Annotated in this window: 23 protein-coding genes and 1 tRNA gene; 9 read left to right on the top strand and 15 right to left on the bottom strand. The window is 34.0% G+C overall.

Annotation, left to right across the window (positions count from 1 at the left end):
- Positions 1-262 precede the first annotated feature (262 nt).
- Positions 263-2,104, top strand: a complete 1,842-nt coding sequence (locus ACQY56_RS09820; RefSeq protein WP_428743755.1) for an EAL domain-containing protein — start codon at positions 263-265, stop codon at positions 2,102-2,104.
- Positions 2,105-2,112: 8 nt separating this feature from the next.
- On the opposite strand, the gene ACQY56_RS09825 is transcribed toward ACQY56_RS09820, so the two are convergent.
- Positions 2,113-2,187: transfer RNA gene (locus ACQY56_RS09825), tRNA-Val, on the bottom strand.
- A gap of 268 nt (positions 2,188-2,455) precedes the next feature.
- Between ACQY56_RS09825 and pckA the strand changes: the two genes are divergently transcribed.
- Positions 2,456-4,033, top strand: a complete 1,578-nt coding sequence (pckA, locus tag ACQY56_RS09830; RefSeq protein WP_428738858.1) for a phosphoenolpyruvate carboxykinase (ATP) — start codon at positions 2,456-2,458, stop codon at positions 4,031-4,033.
- A 21-nt stretch (positions 4,034-4,054) separates the two neighbouring features.
- Here pckA and ACQY56_RS09835 read toward each other — a convergent pair whose 3' ends face one another.
- The 6 genes from ACQY56_RS09835 to ACQY56_RS09860 are packed head-to-tail and all read right to left on the bottom strand — an operon-like array spanning position 4,055 to position 12,295.
- The gene (locus tag ACQY56_RS09835) at positions 4,055-4,612 is read right to left on the bottom strand and encodes a DedA family protein (RefSeq protein ID WP_428738859.1); all 558 of its coding nucleotides are present in this window, start codon (positions 4,610-4,612) and stop codon (positions 4,055-4,057) included.
- A 9-nt stretch (positions 4,613-4,621) separates the two neighbouring features.
- Complete coding sequence (gene uvrB / locus ACQY56_RS09840; RefSeq protein WP_428738860.1) at positions 4,622-6,604, bottom strand: excinuclease ABC subunit UvrB; 1,983 nt, start codon at positions 6,602-6,604, stop codon at positions 4,622-4,624.
- A gap of 52 nt (positions 6,605-6,656) precedes the next feature.
- Positions 6,657-7,865, bottom strand: a complete 1,209-nt coding sequence (locus tag ACQY56_RS09845) for an HD-GYP domain-containing protein (protein WP_428739952.1) — start codon at positions 7,863-7,865, stop codon at positions 6,657-6,659.
- A 57-nt stretch (positions 7,866-7,922) separates the two neighbouring features.
- The gene (locus ACQY56_RS09850) at positions 7,923-10,439 is read right to left on the bottom strand and encodes an EAL domain-containing protein (RefSeq protein ID WP_428739951.1); all 2,517 of its coding nucleotides are present in this window, start codon (positions 10,437-10,439) and stop codon (positions 7,923-7,925) included.
- Between the two features lie 57 nt (positions 10,440-10,496).
- Positions 10,497-11,279 carry a DNA-processing protein DprA gene (locus tag ACQY56_RS09855; protein ID WP_428738863.1) on the bottom strand — a complete coding sequence of 261 codons (783 nt, stop codon included), beginning with the start codon at positions 11,277-11,279 and terminating at the stop codon, positions 10,497-10,499.
- A gap of 5 nt (positions 11,280-11,284) precedes the next feature.
- Positions 11,285-12,295 (bottom strand): divergent polysaccharide deacetylase family protein, encoded by a 1,011-nt coding sequence (locus tag ACQY56_RS09860; RefSeq protein WP_428738864.1) that lies wholly within the window; start codon positions 12,293-12,295, stop codon positions 11,285-11,287.
- Between the two features lie 242 nt (positions 12,296-12,537).
- Here ACQY56_RS09860 and rpsF point away from each other — a divergent pair, with 242 nt between their 5' ends.
- The 4 genes from rpsF to ACQY56_RS09880 are packed head-to-tail and all read left to right on the top strand — an operon-like array spanning position 12,538 to position 15,573.
- Positions 12,538-12,942 (top strand): 30S ribosomal protein S6, encoded by a 405-nt coding sequence (gene rpsF, locus ACQY56_RS09865; protein WP_428738865.1) that lies wholly within the window; start codon positions 12,538-12,540, stop codon positions 12,940-12,942.
- A 14-nt stretch (positions 12,943-12,956) separates the two neighbouring features.
- Entirely contained in the window at positions 12,957-13,517 is a 561-nt protein-coding gene (locus tag ACQY56_RS09870) for a single-stranded DNA-binding protein (RefSeq protein ID WP_428738866.1), read from the top strand.
- Between the two features lie 28 nt (positions 13,518-13,545).
- Complete coding sequence (gene rpsR, locus ACQY56_RS09875) at positions 13,546-13,809, top strand: 30S ribosomal protein S18 (RefSeq protein ID WP_428738867.1); 264 nt, start codon at positions 13,546-13,548, stop codon at positions 13,807-13,809.
- 54 nt (positions 13,810-13,863) lie between these two features.
- Positions 13,864-15,573, top strand: a complete 1,710-nt coding sequence (locus tag ACQY56_RS09880) for an OmpA family protein (RefSeq protein ID WP_428738868.1) — start codon at positions 13,864-13,866, stop codon at positions 15,571-15,573.
- A gap of 24 nt (positions 15,574-15,597) precedes the next feature.
- Here ACQY56_RS09880 and ACQY56_RS09885 read toward each other — a convergent pair whose 3' ends face one another.
- The 3 genes from ACQY56_RS09885 to serB are packed head-to-tail and all read right to left on the bottom strand — an operon-like array spanning position 15,598 to position 16,947.
- Positions 15,598-15,939 carry a cytochrome C gene (locus ACQY56_RS09885; RefSeq protein ID WP_428738869.1) on the bottom strand — a complete coding sequence of 114 codons (342 nt, stop codon included), beginning with the start codon at positions 15,937-15,939 and terminating at the stop codon, positions 15,598-15,600.
- 58 nt (positions 15,940-15,997) lie between these two features.
- Entirely contained in the window at positions 15,998-16,324 is a 327-nt protein-coding gene (locus ACQY56_RS09890) for a hypothetical protein (protein WP_428738870.1), read from the bottom strand.
- Positions 16,324-16,947 (bottom strand): phosphoserine phosphatase SerB, encoded by a 624-nt coding sequence (gene serB / locus ACQY56_RS09895; protein WP_428738871.1) that lies wholly within the window; start codon positions 16,945-16,947, stop codon positions 16,324-16,326. The genes ACQY56_RS09890 and serB overlap by 1 nt, the downstream gene beginning before the upstream one ends.
- 54 nt (positions 16,948-17,001) lie before the next feature.
- On the opposite strand from serB, the gene ACQY56_RS09900 reads away from it, so the two are divergent.
- The 3 genes from ACQY56_RS09900 (at position 17,002) to ACQY56_RS09910 (ending at position 21,584) form a co-directional block, all read left to right on the top strand.
- Complete coding sequence (locus ACQY56_RS09900; RefSeq protein ID WP_428738872.1) at positions 17,002-17,913, top strand: methylenetetrahydrofolate reductase; 912 nt, start codon at positions 17,002-17,004, stop codon at positions 17,911-17,913.
- 12 nt (positions 17,914-17,925) lie between these two features.
- Positions 17,926-19,170 (top strand): serine--tRNA ligase, encoded by a 1,245-nt coding sequence (gene serS / locus ACQY56_RS09905; protein ID WP_428738873.1) that lies wholly within the window; start codon positions 17,926-17,928, stop codon positions 19,168-19,170.
- Between the two features lie 80 nt (positions 19,171-19,250).
- The gene (locus ACQY56_RS09910; protein WP_428738874.1) at positions 19,251-21,584 is read left to right on the top strand and encodes a tetratricopeptide repeat protein; all 2,334 of its coding nucleotides are present in this window, start codon (positions 19,251-19,253) and stop codon (positions 21,582-21,584) included.
- A gap of 9 nt (positions 21,585-21,593) precedes the next feature.
- Here ACQY56_RS09910 and ACQY56_RS09915 read toward each other — a convergent pair whose 3' ends face one another.
- From ACQY56_RS09915 to hisA, 5 genes are all read right to left on the bottom strand, one after another.
- Positions 21,594-22,229 (bottom strand): phosphatidylserine decarboxylase, encoded by a 636-nt coding sequence (locus tag ACQY56_RS09915; RefSeq protein ID WP_428738875.1) that lies wholly within the window; start codon positions 22,227-22,229, stop codon positions 21,594-21,596.
- Positions 22,216-24,192 carry an ATP-dependent zinc metalloprotease FtsH gene (gene ftsH / locus ACQY56_RS09920; RefSeq protein ID WP_428738876.1) on the bottom strand — a complete coding sequence of 659 codons (1,977 nt, stop codon included), beginning with the start codon at positions 24,190-24,192 and terminating at the stop codon, positions 22,216-22,218. The genes ACQY56_RS09915 and ftsH overlap by 14 nt, the downstream gene beginning before the upstream one ends.
- A 3-nt stretch (positions 24,193-24,195) precedes the next feature.
- Positions 24,196-25,023: a 50S ribosomal protein L11 methyltransferase gene (locus tag ACQY56_RS09925; RefSeq protein ID WP_428738877.1), complete on the bottom strand. Its 828-nt coding sequence runs from the start codon at positions 25,021-25,023 to the stop codon at positions 24,196-24,198.
- Positions 25,023-25,397 (bottom strand): chemotaxis response regulator CheY, encoded by a 375-nt coding sequence (locus ACQY56_RS09930; protein ID WP_428738878.1) that lies wholly within the window; start codon positions 25,395-25,397, stop codon positions 25,023-25,025. The genes ACQY56_RS09925 and ACQY56_RS09930 overlap by 1 nt, the downstream gene beginning before the upstream one ends.
- A gap of 70 nt (positions 25,398-25,467) precedes the next feature.
- A complete protein-coding gene (hisA, locus tag ACQY56_RS09935; protein ID WP_428738879.1) occupies positions 25,468-26,178 on the bottom strand; it encodes a 1-(5-phosphoribosyl)-5-[(5-phosphoribosylamino)methylideneamino]imidazole-4-carboxamide isomerase in 711 nt (236 codons plus the stop codon).
- Between the last annotated feature and the right edge of the window lie 18 nt (positions 26,179-26,196).

Here is a 26,196-nt window from a genome sequence, read left to right on the forward strand (position 1 = left end):
AAAAAGTAGTGTTTGTGGATGCTCTTTTACAAATGGTTCGTTTTATTGAAAAAAATGATTATGTCTATGAAGATCAAAGACTTTATAATGATATCTTTGATGTCAAAGTCTTTTATGCTAAAACTTCTAATATGGTGAAAACTGACTTATGAAAAAGCTTAATATGATAAAAAAACAAAAATCTTTATCGCGTAAAATTGTTTTTTCTATTGCTGTAGTAACATTAGTTTCGATCCTATTAATTTTCAGTATCTTTGAAAAAATGAATAAAAAAGCTTTTTTTGAAGTCGAACAAGAAAAAGCAAAACTTGTTTTAAGTACAATTGAGCCTCTTGTAGCTTTAAATATTTACCTCAATTTAGATGATAGAATAGATCAACTTACCAAACAACTGCTCTCAAACCCTAATATTTTGGCTGTAAAAGTCTTTCAAAATGACAAACTTATAAATGAAAATGAATCTGAAAATTTTGAAAAAAACATTGAAGACTCTTTTACTGTTCAAACTCCTATTTACGAACCAAATTCAAAAAAAGAGATAGGAAAACTCGAACTTACATACTCAAATAAAAATTTTATAGAACTTATCAATAGTTATACAGTTCTCTTACTGAAAGTACTTTTCTTATTTGTAGTGCTTTTTATGCTTTTTAGTTTGTATGTAAAACAATTACTCTCCCCTTTACGTACAATTGCAAAACTACTACGAGGCTACTCTCCAAATAAACACATCAATATACCTTTTAACCACCAGAATGATGAGATAGGCTTCATCTCAAATGCACTCAATAATATGCAACAAAGTATAGTGCAGTATTCAAAGCAACAAAAAGATCTCAATAGCTACCTTGAAGAAAAAGTGAATGAAAAAACACAAGAACTACTCAAACAACTTTATACAAATGCTTTAACAGGTCTACCAAATAGATTAAGTCTTTTACGTGATATCAATGATTATGACAATGGAGCATTACTCATTATAAATATTGATGATTTTAAAGAGATCAATGACTTTTTTGGTCAAGCAGCTGGTGATAATGTACTTATATCATTTTCACAAAAATTATCTAACTTCGTATTATCAAATGAAAGATATATTACACTTATCCATCTTGGTGGTGATGAATTTGCCTTGTTTTTTATAAATAAACCTTCAAAAGAAGAGTTTATTCAGTTTGCGATGGAACTCATTAGTAAAATTGAAAAAATGGTCTTTTACCTTGAAGATAATGAACTCTCCCTAAGGGTTAGTATTGGGGGAACTTACCAAGTTCAAGAAGCTCTTGAAAAAGCTGATATTGCTCTAAAATCTGCAAAAAAACAGAGTAAAGGTTTCTTGCTGTATGATGAAACTTTAAATATTGAACAGCAATACAGAAACAATATGGAGTGGACAAAAAAACTCAACTGGGCGATTGAAAATGATAGGATTACACCATTTTATCAACCAGTATATGACAATGAAACAAATAAACTTGTGAGTGCAGAATGTTTGATACGCTTAATTGATATCGATAATAACATCATCACTCCATACCATTTCTTAACAATCGCAAAAAAAAGTAAGCTTTACTCAAAACTCACAAAAATAATGATCAAAAAAAGTTGTCAACATTTTGAACATTTAGATTGTGATTTTTCCGTGAATCTATCTGTTGAAGATATGTTAGACCAAGAGATAGTATCTTACATTTTATACAATATCAAAAAATACAATGTCGCTCATAAGATTGTTTTTGAACTCTTAGAAACAGAAGGGATTGAAAATTACGAAGAGGTCTCCCTTTTTATCGATGAGATGAAGTTTTTAGGTTGTAGAATAGCTATTGATGACTTTGGTTCAGGATACTCAAACTTTGAATATCTACTCCAACTTAATGTTGATTATATTAAAATTGATGGCTCACTCATAAAAAATCTAGATACTGATAAAAATTCACAAATAGTTGTTGAAACAATAGTAAGCTTTGCTAAAAAGCTTGATATGATAGTTGTTGCAGAGTATGTACATAATGAAGCAATTCAAGCAAAAGTAAAAGAGTTACATATAGAGCGTTCACAAGGATTTTTCTTAGCAGAACCACTTGATAAAATCAAGTTATAAGATATAAATGGTGGTCACGATTGGACTTGAACCAACGACCACTTCCATGTCAAGGAAGCACTCTACCACTGAGTTACGCGACCACTATACAAAGTAGGGTGAAATTTTATCGAAAAAATCTTAAATTAATTTAGAATGTTAAAAAAAATTTTAACCTTAAAAAGATTTTCTAAAATATTTAAATATTCTAATTATTTTACTTGGAATTTAGGTATACACATAGTATAATTTCACTCCTTAGATGATACTAAGATACAGGTATCGAATTTAAAGGGCACCTCTGAAAATCTTAGTGATGCTGAGTATTACTAAGATTTTCAGAGGTGCCCTAAAATACCCCGAAGGTAAAAAATGGATATTAAAGAATTAGAAGATTTAGGACTACATAATATTGGTCAAGTCTTTCACAATCTTAGCTATGACGAGCTTATAAAGCACGAACTAGCCAATGGTGAAGTTGCACAAACCACACAAGGAGCTACCGCAGTTGACACTGGTATCTTTACCGGTCGTAGCCCTAAGGATAAATACTTCGTAGAGCGTGACCCATCGAATAGGTATATAGCCTGGGGCGATGTCAATAAGCCCGTCTCAAAAGAGATCTTTAATGAGCTTTTAGAGGTAGCCAAACAACAGCTCTCAAACAAAGACCTCTATATCACAGATGTATTTTGTGGTTCATCTGCTGCTTCTAAGCGTTCAGTTCGTTTTGTATCTGAAATCGCTTGGCAATCTCACTTCGTTAAAAACATGTTTATCCGCCCAACCTCTTCTGAACTAGAAGTTTTCAAATCTGATTTTACTGTACTAAATGCTTGTAAAGCTGTGAATGATAAATGGAAAGAACATGGTCTAAACTCTGAAGTTTTTGTAATGTTTGATGTTGAAAACAACATCGCTATCATTGGTGGTACATGGTATGGTGGTGAGATGAAAAAGGGAATATTCTCTATGATGAACTACTGGCTACCACTAGAGGGCAAACTCTCTATGCACTGTTCTGCAAATGTTGGTAAAGATGGTGATACAGCTTTATTTTTCGGTCTTTCAGGGACAGGAAAAACTACACTTTCAACTGATCCAAATCGTGCACTTATCGGTGATGATGAGCATGGTTGGGATAACCACGGGGTATTTAACTTTGAAGGTGGATGTTATGCGAAAGTTATTAACCTTGATCCAAAAGGTGAACCTGAAATCTATGGTGCTATCAAAGCAAATGCACTTTTAGAAAATGTAGTACTCCACAATGGTGAAGTAGATTATGATGATGATTCTAAAACTGAAAATACACGCGTATCTTACCCAATTGAGCATATAGAAAACCACAAACACGATCTTATGGCAGGTCATCCTAAAAACATCATTTTCTTAACAGCAGATGCTTTTGGTGTATTACCTCCAGTTTCAAAACTGAACCGTGAACAAGCAATGTACTACTTCTTAAGTGGTTATACTGCAAAAGTTGCTGGAACTGAACGTGGTATCACTGAACCTGTTGCAACTTTCTCTGCATGTTTTGGAGAAGCATTTTTACCACTTCACCCAACAGTATATGCAAAACTTCTTGGTGAAAAAATCGATGAACACGGCGTTCATGTTTACCTAGTAAACACTGGATGGACAGGTGGAAAATATGGTACTGGGAAAAGAATGAGCCTAAAAGACACTCGCGCATGTATCAATGCTATCTTAGATGGTAGCATAAAAGAGAGTGAATTTCAAACAACAGATGTATTTGGTTTAGATATTCCACTTACATTAGGTGATATCAACCCTGATATTTTAAACCCTAGACTTGCTTGGGCGGACAGCAATGCATACTATGAAACAAGAAATGCTTTAGCACAACTCTTTATAGAAAATTTCCATAGATACCAAGATGCTTCACACGAGTTTGATTACTCTACAGCTGGTCCAAAACTATAAGTTTTGATCTTCTGACAAAGACTACTTTTTAGTAGCTTTTGTCAAATACAACCAAATAATCCCACCAATACTAAATATAATAACTGGCGCTAACCATTTATTGTCAGATATAAAAAGTGCAAAAGCTTTGAGCGGTGCTCCAAAAAAATAACTTGCTAATCCAAAAAAGAGTGCCCAAATAGCTGCTGCAAAAAAGTTTAATACTGCAAACTTTTTAAAATCATATTTTGTAAGTGCAATTGCAATCGGGATGATAGTTTTTAGTCCATATATATATTTTTGAATAAAAATCACCCAATCCCCATGTTTTTTCATCATTATATGAGAGAGTGCTAGTTTACGTCTATGTTTTCGTAATGTATCCATCATCATAGATTTTTGGTAACGTGTGAGCCAAAATAGAAGTATATCCCCAAGCATATTTCCCATAAAAGCAACTGCTATAGAAGTGGTTAAATCCATCTTACCCATATAACTAAGTACACCAGCAGCAATCACCCCAACAAATCCACCACCGAGTGAATAAATAAATAGTGCTATGTATCCATACGTAGCTAGACTACTAAATGTGTCTTCCAAATTTTTTCCTTATAACTGCTTAATTTTTGCAATTTCATCCCGCAACCGAGCCGCCTCTTCAAAGTTCAACTCTTTTGCAGCTTGTTTCATCTTTAGCGATAACTCTTTGATGATCCCTTTTTTCTCACTTGCTGGAATTTTATCCATTTTTTTGTGCTTTTGGTAAATACCACTTGCATCTTCAAGTTTTAAATTCTCATCTAAAGCTCTTTTTGTTGTCTTTGGAGTTATCCCATGCTCTTGGTTAAACTTCTCTTGTAAGTCACGTCTGTGTGCTGTAGTATCCATTGCCCGTTGCATTGAACCTGTTACTCTATTTGCATATAAAATAACTTTTCCATTTTCATTTCTTGCAGCACGCCCGATCGTTTGAATGAGTGCAGTTTCACTTCGTAAAAATCCCTCTTTATCTGCATCTAAGATTCCAACTAAACTCACTTCTGGCAGGTCAAGTCCCTCACGAAGCAAATTGATCCCGATAAGTACATCAAACTCCCCAAGACGAAGTGAACGGATGATCTGGTTTCTCTCAATAGTATCTATGTCTGAGTGCATATACTGCACTTTTATCCCTAGATCGGCTAAGTATTTTGTAAGTGCCTCTGCCATCTTTTTTGTAAGTACAGTAAGTAGAACTCTTTCATCTTTAGCAACTATCTTTTTAATCTCATCGTGAATATCTTCCACTTGATTATCGGAAGGTTTGACCTCAACAATTGGATCAAGTAAACCAGTTGGACGGATAATCTGCTGGGCCTTTACAGCAGAAAGCTCTAACTCATACTCATTTGGTGTCGCTGAAACAAATAGATAATGGGGTGCTTTGTTTATGTACTCATCTATCTTTAATGGTCTATTATCAAGTGCACTTGGTAATCTAAAACCATACTCTACAAGTACTTCTTTTCTAGCACGATCTCCTGCATACATCCCACGAAACTGAGGAAGTGAAACATGTGATTCATCCACAATAACCAGATAATCTTTATGTGAAACTTCAAAATAATCCAGCAATGTAAAAGGTGCTTCACCTGGCTTTTTATCTGTTAAAAGTCTTGAATAGTTCTCTATCCCTTTACACATTCCAGTAGTTTCTAACATCTCCAAGTCAAACTCTACACGTTGCTTTAAACGCTGGTACTCTACAAGTTTGTTCTCTTTTTGGAAAAACTCTAGTCGCTCGTCTAGTTCTTCTTCTATCCTTTTTATAGCAAGTGCCATTTTGCTTTGAGATACACTGAATTGACTTGTTGCATAGATAGTAAAACTTTTATGATCTTCAAGACGTTTATTGTCAATCACTTCAAAAGTATAGATAGCTTCTATCTCATCGCCAAAAAACTCTATACGAATCACCTCTTGCTCAAAATATGGTGGGTATACATCGATAGATTCTCCATTTACACGGATATGCCCACTATCAAAATAACTATCGTTTCTACTATACCCCATCTCTACAAGTCGTAACAAAAGCTGTTTTTGATTGATCTCATCACCCACTGCAATAGCTTGTACCATTGTCATATATTCCTCAGGATCACCCAAACCATAGTTAGCTGAAACGGATGCAATGACTATAACATCATCATAGGAGAGCAAGTTCGCAGTAGAACTTAAACGTAAACGCTCTAATTCATCATTTATAGAGCTATCTTTTTCAATAAATAAATCTTGACGAGGGATATACGCTTCAGGTTGATAGTAGTCATAATAGGACACGAAATATTCAACATGATTATTTGGAAAAAATTGGCGAAATTCGGAGTAAAGCTGAGCTGCTAGTGTTTTGTTATGCGTCATAATAATGGTTGGACGCTTTACTTTCTCAATTATACGAGCCATAGTGTGTGTTTTTCCACTACCAGTTACACCCTCTAAGGTTTGGTAACGATTCCCAGCAAGTATCGAAGCTGCTAATTTTTCAATAGCTTGTGGCTGGTCACCTGCTGGTTGGTATGATGATGAAACTGTAAATTCTGGCTCTTTCTTCATGTTTGCGATTATAGCAAAATTTACTTTGTAAGGCAGAAAATATTGCTATTTGTCATCTTTTACCAAAAACCAAATTTATATCATTTGTAATGTTTTTGTCAATTTTGTTGGAAAGTACCATCTCATCCATTATTGAGATTGCTTTTTCATGAGATAAACTATCTCTATAAGGTCTTATTTCTGTTATCGCCTGATAAATATCTAAACACCCCATCATTCTTGACTCAAAAGACAATTCATCACCATTTAATCCATAAGGATAACCACTCCCGTCTAATTTTTCGTGATGTTGAAATGCCCATTTTTCAATATCACTAAAAACACCAACATTTTTTAGTGTAACATGTGTGAAGTAGGTATGTGACTGTATAGTATTAAACTCTTCATCATCTAATGCACCATTTTTTTCTAATATATCATTTGGAACTACTAATTTTCCTAGATCATGTAGAGCTGCTGCAATTTTAAGTTTAAGAATTTTTTCTTTATCAAACTGATAAAACTTTGCCATAGTTTCAACTTTTTCTATCAATTCAGATGTATGCTGTGCGGTAAAAGTAGATTTAGAATCAATAATTTTTGAAAAAACATTTGACATAACAAAAATATCTTCCCAACTGAGCTTTACTTCAAACTCTTCAAGATGTTCTTTTATAGCATCTACTAATACAAAAGTATCAAGATCAAGCCAAAATGCAGTTGTATCCGCTAATTTTAAAAAAGCATCAACAATTTTAGGGTTAAAATATGTTCCACTATGCTGTTTTGCATACTCACAAACTCTTTTTTTATTTTCTAAACAATCATCCATAAGATAAAACTGTGTATCTAATGCATCTACAAATGCAATAATTTGTGACATAAAAGGGATTTCATCCCCTTTTTTCCCAAAAAAACCACTCCCATCATACGCTTCATGATGATATAGAATCACATTTGTTGGAGCAGTTAAAAATGGAAAGTTTTTAGTATTTTTTTCACCTATTATGCAATGTTCATGAATTGTTTCCATCTGAAAAAAGTTTTCTTGAGACATATCTGATTTCAGGAGTGCTTCAGTCAGTCCATTATCGTGCATAATAGCAAGTGAAACGAGATCAAAAGATTCTTGCGGAGTTAGGTTTAAAAACTGCGATAGACGTAAAGCCATATACGCAACCCGTTTTGAATGAAAATCTTTTGTACCCAATATCTCTTTTTCTACAAGGTCCAAAGCTAAACTCACACTCATCAGAAAAGAATTTAAATTAAACATAATCATAGTTTACACCTCATCATACAATATCTCAAAAAATTCATTAAAAGGCCTCCAAAATTGTCACATATTTTTAAATAAAAGTTTTTCAAACTCTTTTGCTGGAAGTGGTTTGCTTTTGAGATATCCTTGATAATAATGGCATCCATTTGCATCTAAAAACTCTTTTTGTTCAGGATACTCTACCCCTTCAGCTAAAATCTGATACTCTAAAATTTCACTCATTGCAATAATCGCTTTTACAATAGCTTCTGCATCTTTTTTATATGGGATATCATCTATAAAACTTTTATCAATTTTGAGGATATCTACAGGAAATTTTTTCAGATAACTATACGAAGAGTACCCTGTTCCAAAGTCGTCTATAGCAATCCCAATCCCTTTTGAACGAAGCGTATGTAAAATTGTCAATAGTTTCTCTTCTTGCATCATCATAGCACTCTCAGTTAACTCTAAGATCAAACTGTCTGCTTTAAAACTACTCTTATTCAAAGCATGATCTACCACTGCAACAATATCGTGATAATGTAGCTGATTCATCGATACATTTACAGATATATGAAAATCATACCCTTTATCTTGCCATATTTTTCCTTGTCTACACGCTTCTTGTAGTGTCCACTGACCTATCTGTGCAATTAAAGAACTTTCCTCTGCTATAGGGATAAAAACATCTGGATTTATTAAACCTTTTTGAGGATGATTCCACCGTATCAAAGCTTCCATACCTATAATCCGATCACTACCTATACGAACTTGTGGCTGATAATAGAGTTCAAATTCGTTATTTTGCAGAGCATGAAAAATCTCATTTTGATAACGTATCCTCTCTTGGATACTTGCTGTTAATTTATCACTGTAAAATCTATAACAATTTCTTCCCTCATTTTTCGCCTGAAAAAGTGCGGTATCGGCAAACTGCAATAACTCATTTTCATCTTTGTAATCTTGCGCTATCAATGTAATCCCAATACTTACACCTACATGTACTTCTATGTTATTAGAAAGATTGAAAGGTTCTGATAACATCTCAATCATCTCTTGTGCGACTTGTGCTACATCCTCTTTATTGTGTAATCTCTCAAGTACCAAAACAAACTCATCGGCACTCATACGACATACAAGGTCTTCCTGACGTACTCGATTTGATATTCGTTTTGCTATTTGTAAAAGCAGTTCATCCCCTACATTGTGTCCAAAGCTATCATTTATATCTCTAAAATGGTCAATATCAAGAAGTAAAATAGCTGCATTGTTTTGATTTCTTTTATTTCTTTGTATCAGTTTTTTAAGGTGTGCTAAAAGATAAATACGATTTGTCAAACCTGTTAAACTGTCATAGTTTGCAAGTTTTTCAAGTTCAAGTTCATACATTTTTTGTACAGTAATATCTTGCAACATCCCTTGTGCTTGTATGTATTTACCTGTATCATCTTGAAAAAAATTCGCAGACCCAGCAATCCATTTCACTTCACCATCAACTATAATTCTATAAGTTACATCATACTCACCACTCTTCATTGCCTGAATGATTTTTTTCAAAAAATATTTTCTATCATCAGGATGAGTTGCTTTGAATAGTCTCTCAGTATCTATTGTTGCATCTTCTGCTAAACCAAAAATCTTAAGAGATTCCTTAGAGCCGTGAAATTGATCTTTTATGATATCCCATGTCCATGATCCAACATGCGCCAACTCTTCAGCAGCTTGGAGTTCTGCATCAACCTGTTCTAGTTGTTTATGTTGAGTTATCAGCTGTTCGAGTATTTGACTTTTTTTCTCAATAGTTTCAACCAAAAACTCAAAATATGAACCATTAATTGCTTTTAATACATCAAAACGTCTAAGTAACCCAACTATCTTTTCCTCTTTGTTCAGAACAACAAGTTGACGAACTCCATGCTCAGTCAAAATTTTTGCAGCCTCTTGCAGATAAAGAGTTTTATCTATAAAATGTACTTTTTCACTTATAAGTTCTTTAATAGGTGTTCCATTATGCTCTACATGTTTTGAAATATAAGATGTGATCGTTCTCTCATCTACTACCCCTAAAGGCTTTCTACCTTGAACAACAATAGCATAATCAAGGTGCTGCTCACTCATTAGTTTTGCGACCTCTCTTATTTTACTAGAAGCTTCTACAATCAAAGGGGTTTTATCCATCACCTCTTCAACTAACTCCATTTTACCCAGATAGTCAAGGCTGATAAAGCGTAAAAAATCCCCTTCACTAACAATACCAATATACTTCTCATCTTCATCAACAACAATGAGATGACGATGTCCACTCTCAACTAAAAATACGTATGCATCATGCAAATATTTATTTTGCGAAATTGTGACAACATTTTTTGTCATAACTTCTTTGATTGAAATATCTAGTGCAATATTTTGAGCAATTACTTTGAGTACATCATATTCAGTAAAAATCCCCATAGGTTTTTTACTCTCATCAATTACAATAACCGAACTAATCTCATCACTAGACATCACTTGAATCGCATATTCAACACTACTTTCAAGTGCTACGACTCCAGCATCATTATACTGGAGAATATTTTTTAGTTTTGTATTATGCATCATCTCCCTTTTAAGTGGAGTTATTTTAGCATCTCATAATTTTTATTGATATTGTCCTTAAGGACAATAGTTAATCGAAATTTTTCCGTTATAAATTTTAATTTTTCCAAGAAGCTCATATTCAAATACTTCTGAAGCATATTTCATGATTGCTTCTTCATAAGTTGGAGCTGTTTTACAGAACTCTAAAAACTCATCTAATTTCTCATCTTTTTTTACAGTTCCATATTGTGCAATAAATTCATCTATGTCATATATAACTTTTGCAAGACCTTGTTTAACTAGTTCAGTTGTTGCTTTGCTCTCGCCTAGTCTATGTGGGAAAACATAAATAGGTTTGTTCATTTTTAAAGCGTACTCAACACTTCGCATTGTCCCACTGTTTTCATCTGCATAGGCAACAACCAAGGCATCTCCAAGAGCAACGACCAATTCATTTCTTAGTGGAAAGTTATACTTTCTTGAAGCAACTCCAGCTTCAAATTGACTCAGCACCAAACCATTATTTTCTATATCTTGTATAAGCGTTTTATTTACTGCTGGGTATCTTGTATCTAATCCTGTTCCAGCTACCATGATAGTGTTTTTTGCACCTGCACTTTTATGTGCAATAGCATCTATTCCTATCGCTCCACCACTAACTATTTTAACATCCACAAGACTCAATTTTGAGCAAAGCTCTTGTGTAAGATTTCGTGCATATTGATTTGGTTTTCGACTTCCGACAACAGAGATTTTTTTTGATTGGAGTAAATCAAGATTTCCAATATAGTAAAGTTTTTCGGGATAATTTTTCATCCCCTTTAACGCATCTATTTGAAAGTCAAGTGTTTGAATCATCTTGTTTAATAAATATCTTTTACTCTTACAAGCTGTACATTTTTAAGCACAGCTTTGGATTCTTTTAAAGCCTCTAAAGTATTTTGATGAGGATGCCCAATCGCAATTGCTTTACCATGTTCTTGTGCAAATTTTACAGCCTTTTTTATCTGCTCTTTAACATACTCTTTTTCCATATGGTGATCTAAAAATACATCGCGTGCTACATATTTTAAACCAAAATTTTTTGATACTATTGGTGCTTTTGTTTGTGCAGTTGTACGACTATCGACAAAATGAATTCCCAACTTACCAAATGCAAAAAAAAGTCTGTTCATTGCAATCTCATCGGCGGTAAATTTACTCCCTGTATGGTTATTGATATAGTGTACTTTTGGAAAAAGTTTTTTAATCTCGCCCACTCTTTGTAAAATCTCCTGTTGGGAATCTCTTACACGCAATGTATAAGGTTCTTCTTTAGAAAAATGTTGTGCTTCCATCGGCAAGTGCACCATATAATAAGGCTCTTTTGCAGCTAATTGGGCTGAGTGTGGTCGTGCTGAACTTGGTGGTAAAAACGACATCGTAAGTGGCAAATGTAAAGACTTTATTGCATTGATTTGTGATGCAGTGCTCACATCATCAATAATAATCGCCAACTTTGGTTTTGTATTTGTATGCACCTGTTTTTTTTCAGTCTGTTTAGGAGGATTTACAAGTGTATCATCATCTATCTCATGAGATGCCGAGGTATATGTTTTTGACTCTTTTTTCAAAACTTCTTGAAGTCTTTTTGTTACATCTTTTTTTTCTATTTTTGCTGTTTGTTCAAGTTTTTGTAAAAGTTTCACTCTCTTATTTTGCTCATTTTTAAGCGTTTTTGCACTCTGTTCTTTGGCATCTTTAAAACCAAAATAATATCCAGCAACCAATGAAGAGAGCATAAGTGCAATGATGGCTAAAAACCAAGCAATATAAGTTAAGATATTAGAGTTATTTGTAGTTTTCTTTTTTCGTGTTGTTTTTCTTTTTGTCATCGAGCGTAAACTTTTCTTTTTTATTCTTTTTATTAAATAATTTATGACACTATAGCCTAAAAAAATTAAATCACTAAAAAGTATGACAATTTGCCATAAAAAGCCTTGTGCTAGGTTTAAGCATAATTTCTGTATAATCCCGTGTTCCTTTCTCTTTGTAATGTCGTTTAAGACACTATATTCAGATCCGAAAGGGAAACAAAAGCCTAGAGATAGGCAATACCAAGAGGAGATCATATTATATGAGAAAATACGAAAACTTAGTAATCGTAAAACCTACATTAACTGCTGAAGAGATTCAATCTAGCATTGCTGCTATCGAAGAAGTAATCACTTCAAACGGTGGTGAAATAGCTGCTAGAGATGTAATGGGGATGAGAAAACTTGCTTACCCAATTGCTAAAAATGAACGTGGTTATTACCATGTAATCTACTATTCAGTAGCACCTGCTGCTATCGCTGAAATTGAAAGACGTTTCCGTATCAATGAGGAAATTCTTCGTTTCGTTACAATCAAATACGAAAAAAATAGTGAAGTAAAAGCTTGGGATGCACTTGTTGCAAAAGCTAACACAGCTCCAGTTGCTAAAGAAGAGGCGCCAGAAGCTGCTACAAAAGCACCAGCGACAGAAGAAGCTGCTGAATAATTTAAGGAAAACTTATGTTCAATAAAATAATCTTGGTTGGAAACTTAACACGCGATATCGAACTTAGATACTCTCAAGGTGGAAGCTCAATTGCTAAATCTGCAATTGCCACTACTCGTAGATTCACTAGCAATGGTGAAAAAAAAGAGGAAGTATGTTTTGTAGATATCACTTTCTTTGGAAGAAGTGGAGAGATTGCAAACCAATACCTTAGAAAAGGAAGTAAAATCCTAGTAGAGGGAAGATTAAACTTTGAACAATGGGTAGACCAAAATGGACAAAAAAGATCAAAACACTCTGTTATAGTTGAGTCTATGCAAATGCTTGACACAAAAGGTTCAAACCCATCAATGGGTGCACCTGGGATGAATCAAGATATGCCTCAAGGTTACGACAATGATTATAGTGCACCTGCTCAAGGTCAACCACAATCATATCAAGCACCACAACGACAGCAACAGCCGAGTTATGGACAGCCACAACCACAAAGCACTGCAACACAACAAAGCAGAGAGATGCCAAGTGCAAACTCTATACCTGAAATAGATATAGATGAAGATGAAATTCCATTTTAGAAAAAAATAGATAAAAAAAGGTAATACCATGTCAGAAAAAAGAAAATACAAAAAAAGATATTGTAAATATTGTGAAGCAAAAGTTGACTTCATCGACTATAAAGATGTAGCAAACTTACGTTTTTCTCTTTCAGAGAGATATAAAATCATGCCACGTCGTTTAACAGGTAACTGTAAACGTCACCAAGACATGATCTCAACTGTGATCAAACGTGCTCGTGCAGCTGCACTTGTACCATATACTGTAACTCGTAAAACAGTTGTAACTAACCCATTTGAAAATTTAAAATAATCAAATAGCAAAAAGGAATATTTCTTGCTTTAACTTTTGAAAAAAAGTGAGCATATGAGAAATATCCTTTTAACCCTCCTACTTTTTATCCCATTATTAGCACAGCAACAAAATTATTCTATCATTATCCATAAACCATTTGATGCTGCTCTTTTAGATATTACTCAAAACTATGATCGCACCATATCCGCTATAGGTTTTTCAAATCAAAACAAACAAATGCACCACGAATCACAAACATATAGTGATCCTTTTGAATATTTAGCAAGTGTATCTGGTTCGTATGGGATGCAGATGCATCTAGTCCAAGCAGATGACCAAGCAAAAGTTTTACTCTCAAAAGTTGCTAAACTACCACGTTTTAACAAAGCAGTAGCTCTTGTAAAAACACCTGATGATGGCTATTTTGTTGGTGGATATACACTTGATGGTGAGCTTTTAATTGCAAAATTAGATGCAAAAGCAAACATTATGTACTCTCAAATGTTTGGTACAAAAAATTACGATCGCATGGAAAACTTGGTACTTTTAAGTGATGGCGGTGTTCTTGCTGTTGGTTCCTCTTTTACTTCAAGAGACACTAATGACAATATGTTTGAAACAGGTCTTGGAGTAAGTGATATATTTCTAACTCGTTTTGCTAAAGATGGTAGTAAACTCTGGAGTAAAAAGTATGGAACTGCCTATGATGACAAAGGGATAGATGCAGCTGAAGCTACTGATGGTAGTATCGTTGTTATAAGTACAAGCTCCTACCAAAAACATACCGATGCGACTTTGATGAGAATTACTGAAAATGGAAATAAACTTTGGCTTAAACAATATAAATCAGATGATTTAATCACCCCTAAAAAAATAATCCGCTTAAGAGATAACAATTTTCTCATCGCTCTTATCGAATATAATGCATTACAACAAGAACACATCCGTCTCATAAAATTTGATCTTTATAAAAATCTTTTAGAGGATAGAAAAATATTTACAACCTATCCAAGTGGGCTTAATGACATCAAAGAGTTCTCAGATGGAACTATCATGGGTGTTGGATATGTAAAAGATAGTTTCAATACTGATGCACTAGCAATGTTGCTAGACTCAAATTTAGCAATGTTACGCCAAGAGCATTATGGCGGTGAGAACTACGATGTATTTAACTCCCTAGTAATTTTAAATAACTCAGAAGTAGCAGTTGCAGGAATTCATACAGATAATGACTCACAAGAAGCAAACATGTGGATAACTAAACTCAATAAAGATACCTCGGTTGTAAAAATCCAACTGAACACTCAGTCATTATATGAACAATTATGTGCTCTTTTTGCAGATGAGATCAAACAAAAACAACTCTCTATCACACCTGATCTAAATATTGAACTTCTTGATACAAGTTTATACTTTCAAGCAGGTGTCTATCAGCTCACACAAAAACAAAAAACTTTTCTAAGCAGCTTTGGCAATAAACTAATCCCATTTCTAACACAACATGAAGAGTCAATAAAACAACTTCAAATCAACGGACATACTTCAAGTGAATGGGCAGAAGAAAAATATACAAACAGATACCTAAAAAATGAAAAACTCTCTATGCAACGTGCATATTCAGTTTATACATTCTTATTTAGATCACAAGATGTGCAAACACAGAAATGGTTGAGTAAAATTATAGTAGGCAGTGGTTATAGCTCAGCACAGAAAAAAGTTTATAATAATATTGAAAATAAGAGTTTATCTCGAAGGGTAAGTTTTAAAATAATTTCAAAGTAATTTTAGACTCAAAAGAGTCTAAAATTAACCGCAAGCTGGCATATCGCCATCATTTGCATATTTCCAACAAAAATCGTAAAGATCTTCTACATCTTTATCTCTCAGTTTATTGATTTTTTGTTCTCCACTTGGACAGATACCAATCCATTCCTCTTGAAGTTTTCCAGCTTCTTTGATCGCTTCCCAATCTTTTCTATTTTTCTTTTTAGATAGGTCTGCACCATTTTTTAGCCCATCTTTTTTACACACACCTTTGAGTTTTTTTAGATAAACTCTTTGTCCTTTTGATGGGTCTGCAACTACACTTGTTGCAAGTACTGAACTTGCCACTAAAGCTGTTAAAAGTAAAGAAGTTGTTTTCTTCATTTCTGTCCTTTCAAATATAATTCTGCATTATAGTACAATCATCTAGGTAAATCGTAGATTAATCCTCTGATGTTTGACGAAATGGAAGTCTCGTTTTATCTTGTTTGAGTTTTTTATAGAGTTTAAACTTTGCTTTTTCTAAATCATCATCTGAGTACTCAAAAGCATCTTTGATATTTTCATCATTAACACCTGCTGTATCCATTGCAAAAAGTTTAAGCTCTTTTTTTGTAAGTTTTGATTTTAAAACTCCGTAAAGTTCTTTATCATCTTGAATGAGATCAATACTCTCTAACTTTGAATATTCAACGATCATCTCTCTAAAATTGTTCTCTTTATGGTATTGTCTCCATACTGACTTTTCTAAAACACTGTTTTCTGACACTATATATGCTCCAAAATTTTTGTTAAGTCTTTTTCATCAACGATGATATTGGCTTCTTTTTTTAAGATCTCTCTACCACAAAATGCTACACGTGTCCCAGCGTGAGCAAACATACTCAAATCATTTGCACCATCACCACACACTAAAGTTTCCTCTGGGCTGACACCTAAAATGCTTTGCAGACGCACTAACATATCCCCTTTTGAGTAGTTAAACATCATATCTCCACCTACAAGTCCTGTAAGTTTTCCATCTTTTACATGCAGGGCATTTGAGAAATCTGCATCGTATCCTAAGATATTTTTTGCATACATTGTAGCCGTTCTAAATCCACCTGAAAAGCACACTACAGTTAAGCCTTTTTCTTTAAGTGCAGTGATAGTTTCTTGCGCACCTTTCATATATGGCAAATTGTGTGAAATTTTCTCTACAACACTAAAATCCAGCCCTTTTAAAAGCCCTACTCTTTGCTGCAATGATTCAAAGAAATCAAGTCTGCCACTCATCGCTTCTTCTGTGATATGTGCCACTTTCTCCCCGATCCCTAATTCCTCAGCAAAAAAATCGATAGTTTCGCCATCCATTAGAGTAGAATCAAAGTCAAATACTGCAAGTTTTAGCATTAAATACCTTCTATTTTGTTATAATTTCGAAATTATAGCGAAATAGGACTTTTTTTGTTTGAAAAACTGACAGATAAATTAAAAAATGATAAATATTTAACCCTAGAGACAACACCTGCACACAATGCTTCCTTTTCTCTTACAATCGATAAGATTGAAAAACTAGGACTTGATAAACTTGTTGATGGATTTACTACAACAGACAATCCACTTGCAAAATTAAAATTAAATGCTTTATTTGGTGCAAAACTTTTACAAGATAGATTTAACAAACCTGTCATTGCTACAATGAGTATGCGTGATCGCAATAAAATAGCCCTACAATCTGATCTTCTTGGAGCAAATGAGTTTGATATTCGAGCTATTTTAGCACTTACTGGCGATCCTGCTACTATTTCAGATCAACCTGCTACAAAAGGTGTGTTTGAAGGTGATAGTTCACTTTTATTAGACATCATCTCTGCTTTTAATACTGGGATGGATTATGCTGGAAAACCTTTTAATGTTCCACCAAAACCTATCTATCCATTAGCAGTTGTAAATGCGTATGCAAAAAATCCTAGAACTTTACAAAAAAAGATGCAAAAAAAGATAAAACATGGTGCACTTGGGATTATTACACAACCTGTCTATGATGTAGAGAATGCAAAACTTCTCTTAGAGTTAAAAGACAAAGCAAACAAAGAGTGTTGTGCAGAAAATAAAAGTGCAGAACTTGTGATGGGAATTTTTCCAATTACAAAACTCCGTACTGCACAATTTCTATCAGCACATGTTCCTGGGATCAATGTACCTGATTGTTGGTTAGAAAAACTTCGTAAAGCTAGTAATGGCGGTGAAGAAGAAGAGTATAAAGTTGGATTTGAACTGAGCAAAAAACTTTTTGATGATATACAAGCTCTGCATCCAAAAATCCATCTCATGACTGCAAACCAATTTCAAATAGCAAAAGATATACTCGTATAAACAAGGAAAAAAATGATCGATTTAAAACTATTACAAAAAGATTTTGAAGAAGTAAAAAGAAAACTTCTGCGTAAAGGTGTTGAAGAATCTACACTAGAAAACCTTAGAGTAAAAAATGAAGAGTTAAAAGAAGCAAAAAAAGAGTACGAAGCACTTCAAGCTGCTCAGAATGCAATGAGTAAAGAGTTTGGTGTGTATAAACGTGAAGGTAAAGATATCTCTGAACTTAAAAGCCGTGTTGATGAAAACAAAGTAAAAGTGGCAGATGCTATTGAAGTACAACGTATTAAACAAGAAGAGCTTGAAGCTGTTGCCATGGCTATTCCTAATATGCCAGATGATAATGTTCCAGAGGGTACAGATGAAAACGACAATATAGAGCTAAAAAAAGTGCTCACTCCAAGAGAGTTTAGTTTCACGCCAAAAGAGCACTGGGAACTAGCAGAACAAAATGGCTGGATTGACTTTGAACGCGGTGTAAAACTCTCAGGAAGCCGTTTTAGTGTTCAGTTTGGAGTTGGTGCTAGGCTAGAGCGTGCACTTATTAACTTTATGCTTGATTTTAACCGTGAACGTGGATTTGAAGAGGTAAGTGTACCAGCACTTGTAAATCGTGAAGCCCTAGAAGGTACTGGGCAACTTCCAAAATTTGAAGATGACCTGTATAAAGTGCAAGATCAAGAGATGTTTTTGATCCCAACTGCTGAAGTTCCTGTAACAAACCTCTACCAAGATGAGATCTTAACACCTGAAGAACTTCCTAAAAAGATGACTGCGTATACATCTTGTTTTAGAAAAGAAGCAGGTGCTGCTGGGCGCGATACGCGTGGGATGATTCGCCAACACCAGTTTCATAAAGTTGAACTCGTAGCTATCACAACTCCGCAGACAAGCGAGAGCGTTTTTGATGAGATGGTTGCTTGTGCATCAGATATCCTTACAGCACTAGAACTTCCTCACCGCTTAGTAAATTTATGTACAGGTGATCTTGGTTTTGGAGCTGCACATACAACAGATATAGAAGTTTGGCTTCCTGGACAAAATACTTACCGTGAAATCTCTTCTGTATCTAATACTCGTGACTTCCAAGCACGTCGTGCAAAAATCCGTTTTAAAGATGGTAAGAAAAATGAGATGGTACATACACTTAATGGTTCATCTTTAGCAGTTGGTAGAACAATGGTAGCTATCATGGAAAATTTCCAAGAAGAAGATGGAAGCATCACAATTCCAAAAGTACTCCAAAGGTATATGTAAAAACTCTTTTTTCTTTGAGAGTTGCCCTATATTTGGTATTAAAATTGCTAGTATGATATAATTTAAAAAACTAGGTACCTATGGCGAACGAATTAGAAGAAGAGATCATAATTATTGAAGATATTGATGCTGCCAATAATGCACATGATACAGAATCTTCTGATGCTATAGAAGATGATGGTTCAAATAAAAAGCTCATTATCTTTGGTCTTATTGCCATTGTACTTGTTTTACTTATCATCATAGTTTTACTCTTTTCTAGTTCATCTAATGAACAGATGATGCCTCTTACAGACGAAACAATCTTAGAAGATAAACTTACTGTAGAACCAGTTGCACAGATTGAACCTAGTAAACTCGAAAAGATGATTGTAAAAGCAAACTATCTTTATTCGAATGGAGATAAAGATAAAGCACTCTCACTCTATCAAAAAATAGCACAATATTCTCAAGCAATCTCTATGTACAACTTAGGAGTTGCTCAACTTAAAGATCAACAATATAAACAAGCACTACAAACTTTCCAAAAAGCAATTGAGAATGATGAAAAACGTTGTGTCAGTGCTTTAAATGCTGCTGTTTGCTGTCTTTACTTAAAAGATAAAGAAAATTTCAACTACTATATAGACCTTGCATATGCCTATTTACCCTATGAGATAGATTCTCCATTATATTCGTACTATTATGCACTTATCAACTACTACAAACATAACTATTTAGCAGCACTTAACTCTTTAAACAATGCAACATCAAACTCTTATCCACTTGTGCAAAATAACTTAAAAGCAAGAATCAATGCACTCTATGGAAATAATTATGATGCTATTGATGCACTAGAGATAAACAATGAAGATCAAGCAAATGATTTGTCTTTAGGTTTATTATACGCTCGTGTGGGAGATGTCACTTTAGCTGTGAAACATTTTGAAAAATCTTTACTCGAAGGTAAAGATGAATTTCGTTCACGTCTTGCAATGTCATTTACATTACTCAAAGCTGGGCAAATTCAAAAAGGTACTAGTGAACTTAAAAAAGTTTTTGATAAATACCCCGATCAAATAGCAAAACCTTATCCTATTCAAGTGAAATTAAGAGACCTTCTTTTTGAGCCTAAAAAAGCTCAAAAAAATTATAGAGATGTGATTCGCCAATCAAAAAATAGTTCTTATCAAAAAATATTTTACTATTCACCATATAAAATGTTTAATGCTGACCAAACTATCAGCTATATCCGTAAAGGAAATGCAAACACTTTTATTGACAATATAAAATCAGCTGAAGAGTATCTCAAAAAAAGCTCCTCCTCTTCAAATGTAAATAAAGGGCTAACAATTGCTATCAAAAAAGCACTTAACCTACATCTAAGAGAAGCTAATGAAGATTTTCAAAAACTAGTTGCTATACAACCAAAACACTCAATTTTACAGTACAATCTTGCATTAACATACGCACAACTTGGTAATTTGAACAAAGCGTATGAACACTTTTTACGCTCATATTATCTAGATTCAAAAAACTATTTAGCTGGGATTTATGCTGTATATACTGCACAGCTTACAAATAATAAATATGAAAAATTACGCTCTATTTTAAAAGACTCTATCCACTTAGAGGATGAAAGTGAAGAGAAAGAGTTATACAAAACATTAGTAGCAATCTCAGAAAACAATTATATGTTAGCTGCTGACTGGCTCCATGTAAGTGATAAAAAAAGACCACTCTACCTAGTTTTAAATACTATCATTGGAACGAAAATAAATAACTATGATGTTGCCAACAATGCTACATCAGAGTTGGTTTCTTTATTGCCAAATGACATATTGCCACATATAATGTATATGGATACTCATTTTCACAAATATGACGATGTAAAATACCCTAAAGAGGTCATCCGCTACTTAAAAGAGCAAAGTTTTACCTATAATGACCTTTATTATGGTCCATATATTACAAGATATTTGTATATTCAAGTAAACCTTATAACTGGACAACTCTATTATTTACGTAAGCAACTTAAAGAGAAACTTGAAACTTCTGTTAGTTATACACAAGAGATTGAAAATACTCTTGCTCTTGCATCACTGTTTGATAAACAATTTGAAGAAGCATATACACTCTATAACCACCTTATAGATGATCGTAAGGTAACTGATCCATATACACTTTACCTTGGAGCAGTTGCATCAACAGCAGCCGAGCATAATGAAAATGCTATTGCTCTTTTAGAACTTTCAAAAATGAAAAATAAGTCTTTTTATGAGAGTAGATATGCTTTGGCTATGCTTTATTTAGAAGCAAAAAATTATGAAGCGGCAATTATTCAACTTTCACATATAGATTCAAATAATTTTCGATCAAAATATTTTGATTTTGAGATAAATCAGCAAAAACTACTGTTTGAGAAACAGCATTAAAAACAGCTTTTAAGAGAAATTAGCTATCAAACTTTCTGCTGCTCTTACTTGCTGTGCTAATTGTAGATTTACTCTTACATTGCTTTTGAGATAGAGTGTAGTAACACTATTTGTAGCAAATCCATATCGTATAGATTTAACAACTTCTTGAGATTCTTTTAAATCAGAAAAAATTGGCACCAAAGATTGTTTTGAGCGATGAATAACTTTTACACTATTTTGTTTTTCATCTATAAACTCTATACTTAAACTCTCACTCAAATCATTAAAAAGTTTTGAATTTTTAGAGAGTTTTGCACCTTTTGTTAAAACACAACTTGCCACATTTGCATTTATAGGGGCACGTAAAATCCCTACATCAGTGATCGATGAGTCGATCTCTATTTTGTAACGATATTCATCATCCTCCAACTCTTCTATAGAGCTTACAACTCCATCACATGGAGCGATAATACTACTTGCTTCAAACTGTTGTAACTCTCTTTCTGGATTTCTAAAAATCGCTATAAAATAGAGTGTTACAAAAAAAGCTATAGTGCTAAAAAACTCAAAACCAAAGATATAAAAAATCACAAATGCTAATGCCGAAAAAGTGATATAACTGTATGAGTATTTTGCAACGATAAAAAGGTTATTGTTCATCATCTTTATACTCTTTTTCTTTCATAGAAGCATCCTCTTTGAGTTCCTCTTCTATACTTTCAACATCTTCTACAAGTTTTGACTCAATGCCACTTTTTTCTTCAAATTCAGTAATGATTTTACGAACATCCTCACCTGTAATATTCTCTTTTTTGTAAAGAAGTGCAACCATATCTTCTATAGCTTCGCGATACTCTTCTAAACGATCTTTTACAGCTTGATAGTGTGTTTCTAAAGATGCTTTTATAAAACTATCCATATCTTCAGCCATCTTATCGCTGTACTCTCTAGCACTACCACCTGTTGGTCCTAAGAATGATTGACGAGATTTTTCTAATACCATAAGTCCTGCAATATCTGTCATACCATATGTTTGTACCATTGATTTGATAATATCTGTTGCACGTTCTAAATCGTTTCCAGCACCTGTTGAAATTTCGCCTAAGAAAACCTCTTCAGCTGCACGTCCACCTAAAAGAACGTCCACTTCCGCCCAAAGTTCATGCCGTTGCATCATAAATTTATCTTCTTCTGGTTTATTGAGTGTGTATCCAAGTGCTGCAAGTCCACGAGGAACGATAGAAACTTTAGAAACTTTTTTTGCACCCTCAGTTGTCTCAGCTAAGAGTGCATGACCACTCTCATGATACGCTACAATTTTTTTCTCTTTAGGATTGATACGGCGTGATTTTTTAGCAAGTCCCGCTAATGCTCTCTCAACTGATTCAAAAAGGTCTTGTTGCTTGACAGTTTTTTGACTTTTACGTCCTGCTAAAAGTGCAGCTTCATTTACAACATTTGCTAAGTCTGCTCCAGCAAGTCCAGCAGTTAAACGAGCAACCTCTTCAAGGTCTACATCATCATCCATTTTTACATCTTTAACATGTACTTTAAGTATCTGTATGCGCCCTTCAAAATCTGGTTTATCAACTAAAACTTGTCTGTCAAAACGTCCTGGACGAAGAAGTGCCTGATCTAAAATCTCTGGTCTATTTGTAGCTGCTAAGATAATGACAGGTGTATCTGTTCCAAAACCATCCATCTCTGCTAAAAGTTGATTGAGTGTTTGCTCACGCTCATCATTTCCACCCATTACACCGCCAGCTGCACGACTTTTACCAATAGCATCAATCTCATCAATGAAAATGATAGAAGGAGCATCTTTTTTTGCTTGTTCAAACAAATCACGTACACGTGCAGCACCAACACCAACAAACATCTCAATAAAACTAGAACCACTTACTGAAAAAAATGGAACCTCAGCTTCACCTGCAACTGCTTTTGCTAAAAGTGTTTTACCCGTACCTGGACTACCAACAAGAAGTACCCCTTTAGGAATTTTTGCTCCGATTTCAACATAGCGTCCTGGATATTTTAGAAAGTCAACAATCTCTTGTACTTCCTCTTTTGCTTCTTGCACACCAGCTACATCATCAAACTTTGTTTTTGGTTTTTCAGAGTTCACCATTTTTTTGTTTGAACCCATTCCAAGGATACCATTCCCCATTGATTTTTGCATACGTGAAGCAAAAAACATCCAGATACCAAGTATGAGTAAAAATGGAAATAACCAACCAAACATCTCTGTAAACCAATTAGATTCACTAAAGCCTGTATATTCGATCTTATTTTTATCAAGTAGCTCTACAAGTCCTCTATCTTCAGGAATCACTCTTGTAGTATAGAGTGTTGCACCATCACTTGATTTTGCACGAATATAACTTTGTCCAATCTCTACATTTCCAAGTTGTTTGTCTTGAACCAATGATTTTAGTTCAGAATAACTTACTTGTTTTACTTTTGTACCAGCACCTATAGTTGAAGTGCCACCATTTCCTTCTCCAACAATCAATTTAAAAATCAAAATCACTGCAACTGAAAAAATTGCAAATGTGATTAAAGGATTTTGATTAAAAAAATTATTATTGTTGTTATTGTTATTTTTATTATTTTGATTTTCTGCCATAATTTATCTCTTTTTTACTAATAAACTTACCCATTCATCTTGGTGGATTTTTTCTACAATATCACAATCAGCGTACATTTTTAAAACTTTATCTTCATACTTATCTAATATACCTGATAAGATTAATATACCATCATCTTTTAAAGCTTTTTTCAAATCATTCGCTAAAAATATTAAAACATCTGCAACGATATTTGCAACTACTACATCATATTTTTTATCTAAGTTAGCACAAGAACCTTCCCAGATTTTTTCAAACTCCAAAGAGTTGAGTTCTGCATTTTCCAAAGAGTTTTTTACAGACTCTTCATCTGTATCACACGCATCAACTTTTGCACCTAGTTTCATAGAAGCAAGTGAAAGTATACCACTCCCACAACCAACATCTAAAACTTCATCACCCTCTTGAACATACTTTGAAATCGCTTTTAAAACCGAAGCTGTAGTTGGGTGATGTCCAGTACCAAATGCTAAAGCTGGATCAATAATAATGTTGATTAAATCGGGATTGTCTTCACTCCAAGTTGGATGGATATAAAATTTTTCAATGCTAAGTGGTTCAATACTGTCTTTGTACATCTGCACCCAGTCACTATTTTGAAGTTTAACTTGCGCAGTTTCAAGCTCAATGGTTATATTAAGAGCTTTTTGCAATGCTTCACAAAACTGCTCCAAACCCCAAGCTATAGTTTCTAGATCATCTTCACTTCTGATGATAAAACCGTTATCATTTTCCTCAAATCCTACAGGCAATGTATCTGATAAAAAATCTGAAAATAAAGAGTGATGAGAGGAAACTTTAACAGTCAGTTCATAATAATGCTCTGGCATTATTCACTTACACCCATAACTGCACCAAGTTTCTCTTTTAAAACTTGTGGAGTAAAAGGTTTAACGATATAGTTGTTTACACCAGCTTTTAAAGCTGTAATTACTTCTGCTTTACCACCCTCTGTTGTAACCATAATAATTGGTAAATCAGTAAAGCGATCATCAGCACGAACTTTTTTTACAAGTTCTAAACCATTCATCTCTGGCATATTCCAGTCAGTAATTAACATTTCAATATCTGGGTGAGTATTCATTTGCTCCCAACCTTCAACACCATCAGCACCCTCTAGTACGTCCTTATAACCTAAACGAGCTAAAGTGTTTTTAATAATGCGGCGCATTGTAGAGCTATCATCAACAACAAGTAATTTCAAGCGAAATCCTTTTTTATAAAGTTTGCAAATTTATTTCTCTAATAATAGCTAAATTTTTATTGTTTTACCATTAATTGAGCAATTTAAACATCTTTGCAAGGTCTAAAGTTCCCTCATAAAAAGCTTTTCCAATGATAACACCATCAACCTCTTTTGTATTTATCAAAGCTTCTATATCTGCTTCATCTTTTACACCACCACTTGCGATTGTACTTACACCACTTGCTCTTGCAATATCAAGTGTAAACTCCACATTTACACCACTCAGTGTTCCATCTTTACCAACATCTGTACAAATGATTGCTTCAACTCCAGCATTTGCAAATTCACGTGCTAAATCTGTAGCTTTCATAGAAGAAACTTCACCCCAGCCCTCAACTGCTACATATCCATCGATTGCATCAATCCCAACTGCTATTGGATATTTTGAAGCCATATCTTTTACAAACTGTGGATTTTTTACTGCAATGGAACCTAATATGATTCTATCTATCCCTATTTCTAGCATATTTTTTATAGTAGCTTCATCACGAATACCACCACCAAGTTCAAGTTTTACGTTACAGTTGGCACGAATTTTTTTGATTTGTTCTAAGTTTTTTGGCTCACCTGCAAATGCACCATTTAAATCAACTAAATGCACCCATTTAGCACCCATCTCTTCAAATCGCTTTACTAACTCCCATGGTTCGTTTGAGTACACTTTTGCACTTTCCATCAAACCTTTTGTAAGTCTTACTGCCTGTCCATCTTTTAGATCAATTGCTGGATATAATGTCATAAAATTCTCGTTTCCTTT

Source organism: Sulfurimonas sp., from assembly GCF_050296975.1.
Taxonomy (GTDB): Bacteria; Campylobacterota; Campylobacteria; order Campylobacterales; family Sulfurimonadaceae; genus Sulfurimonas.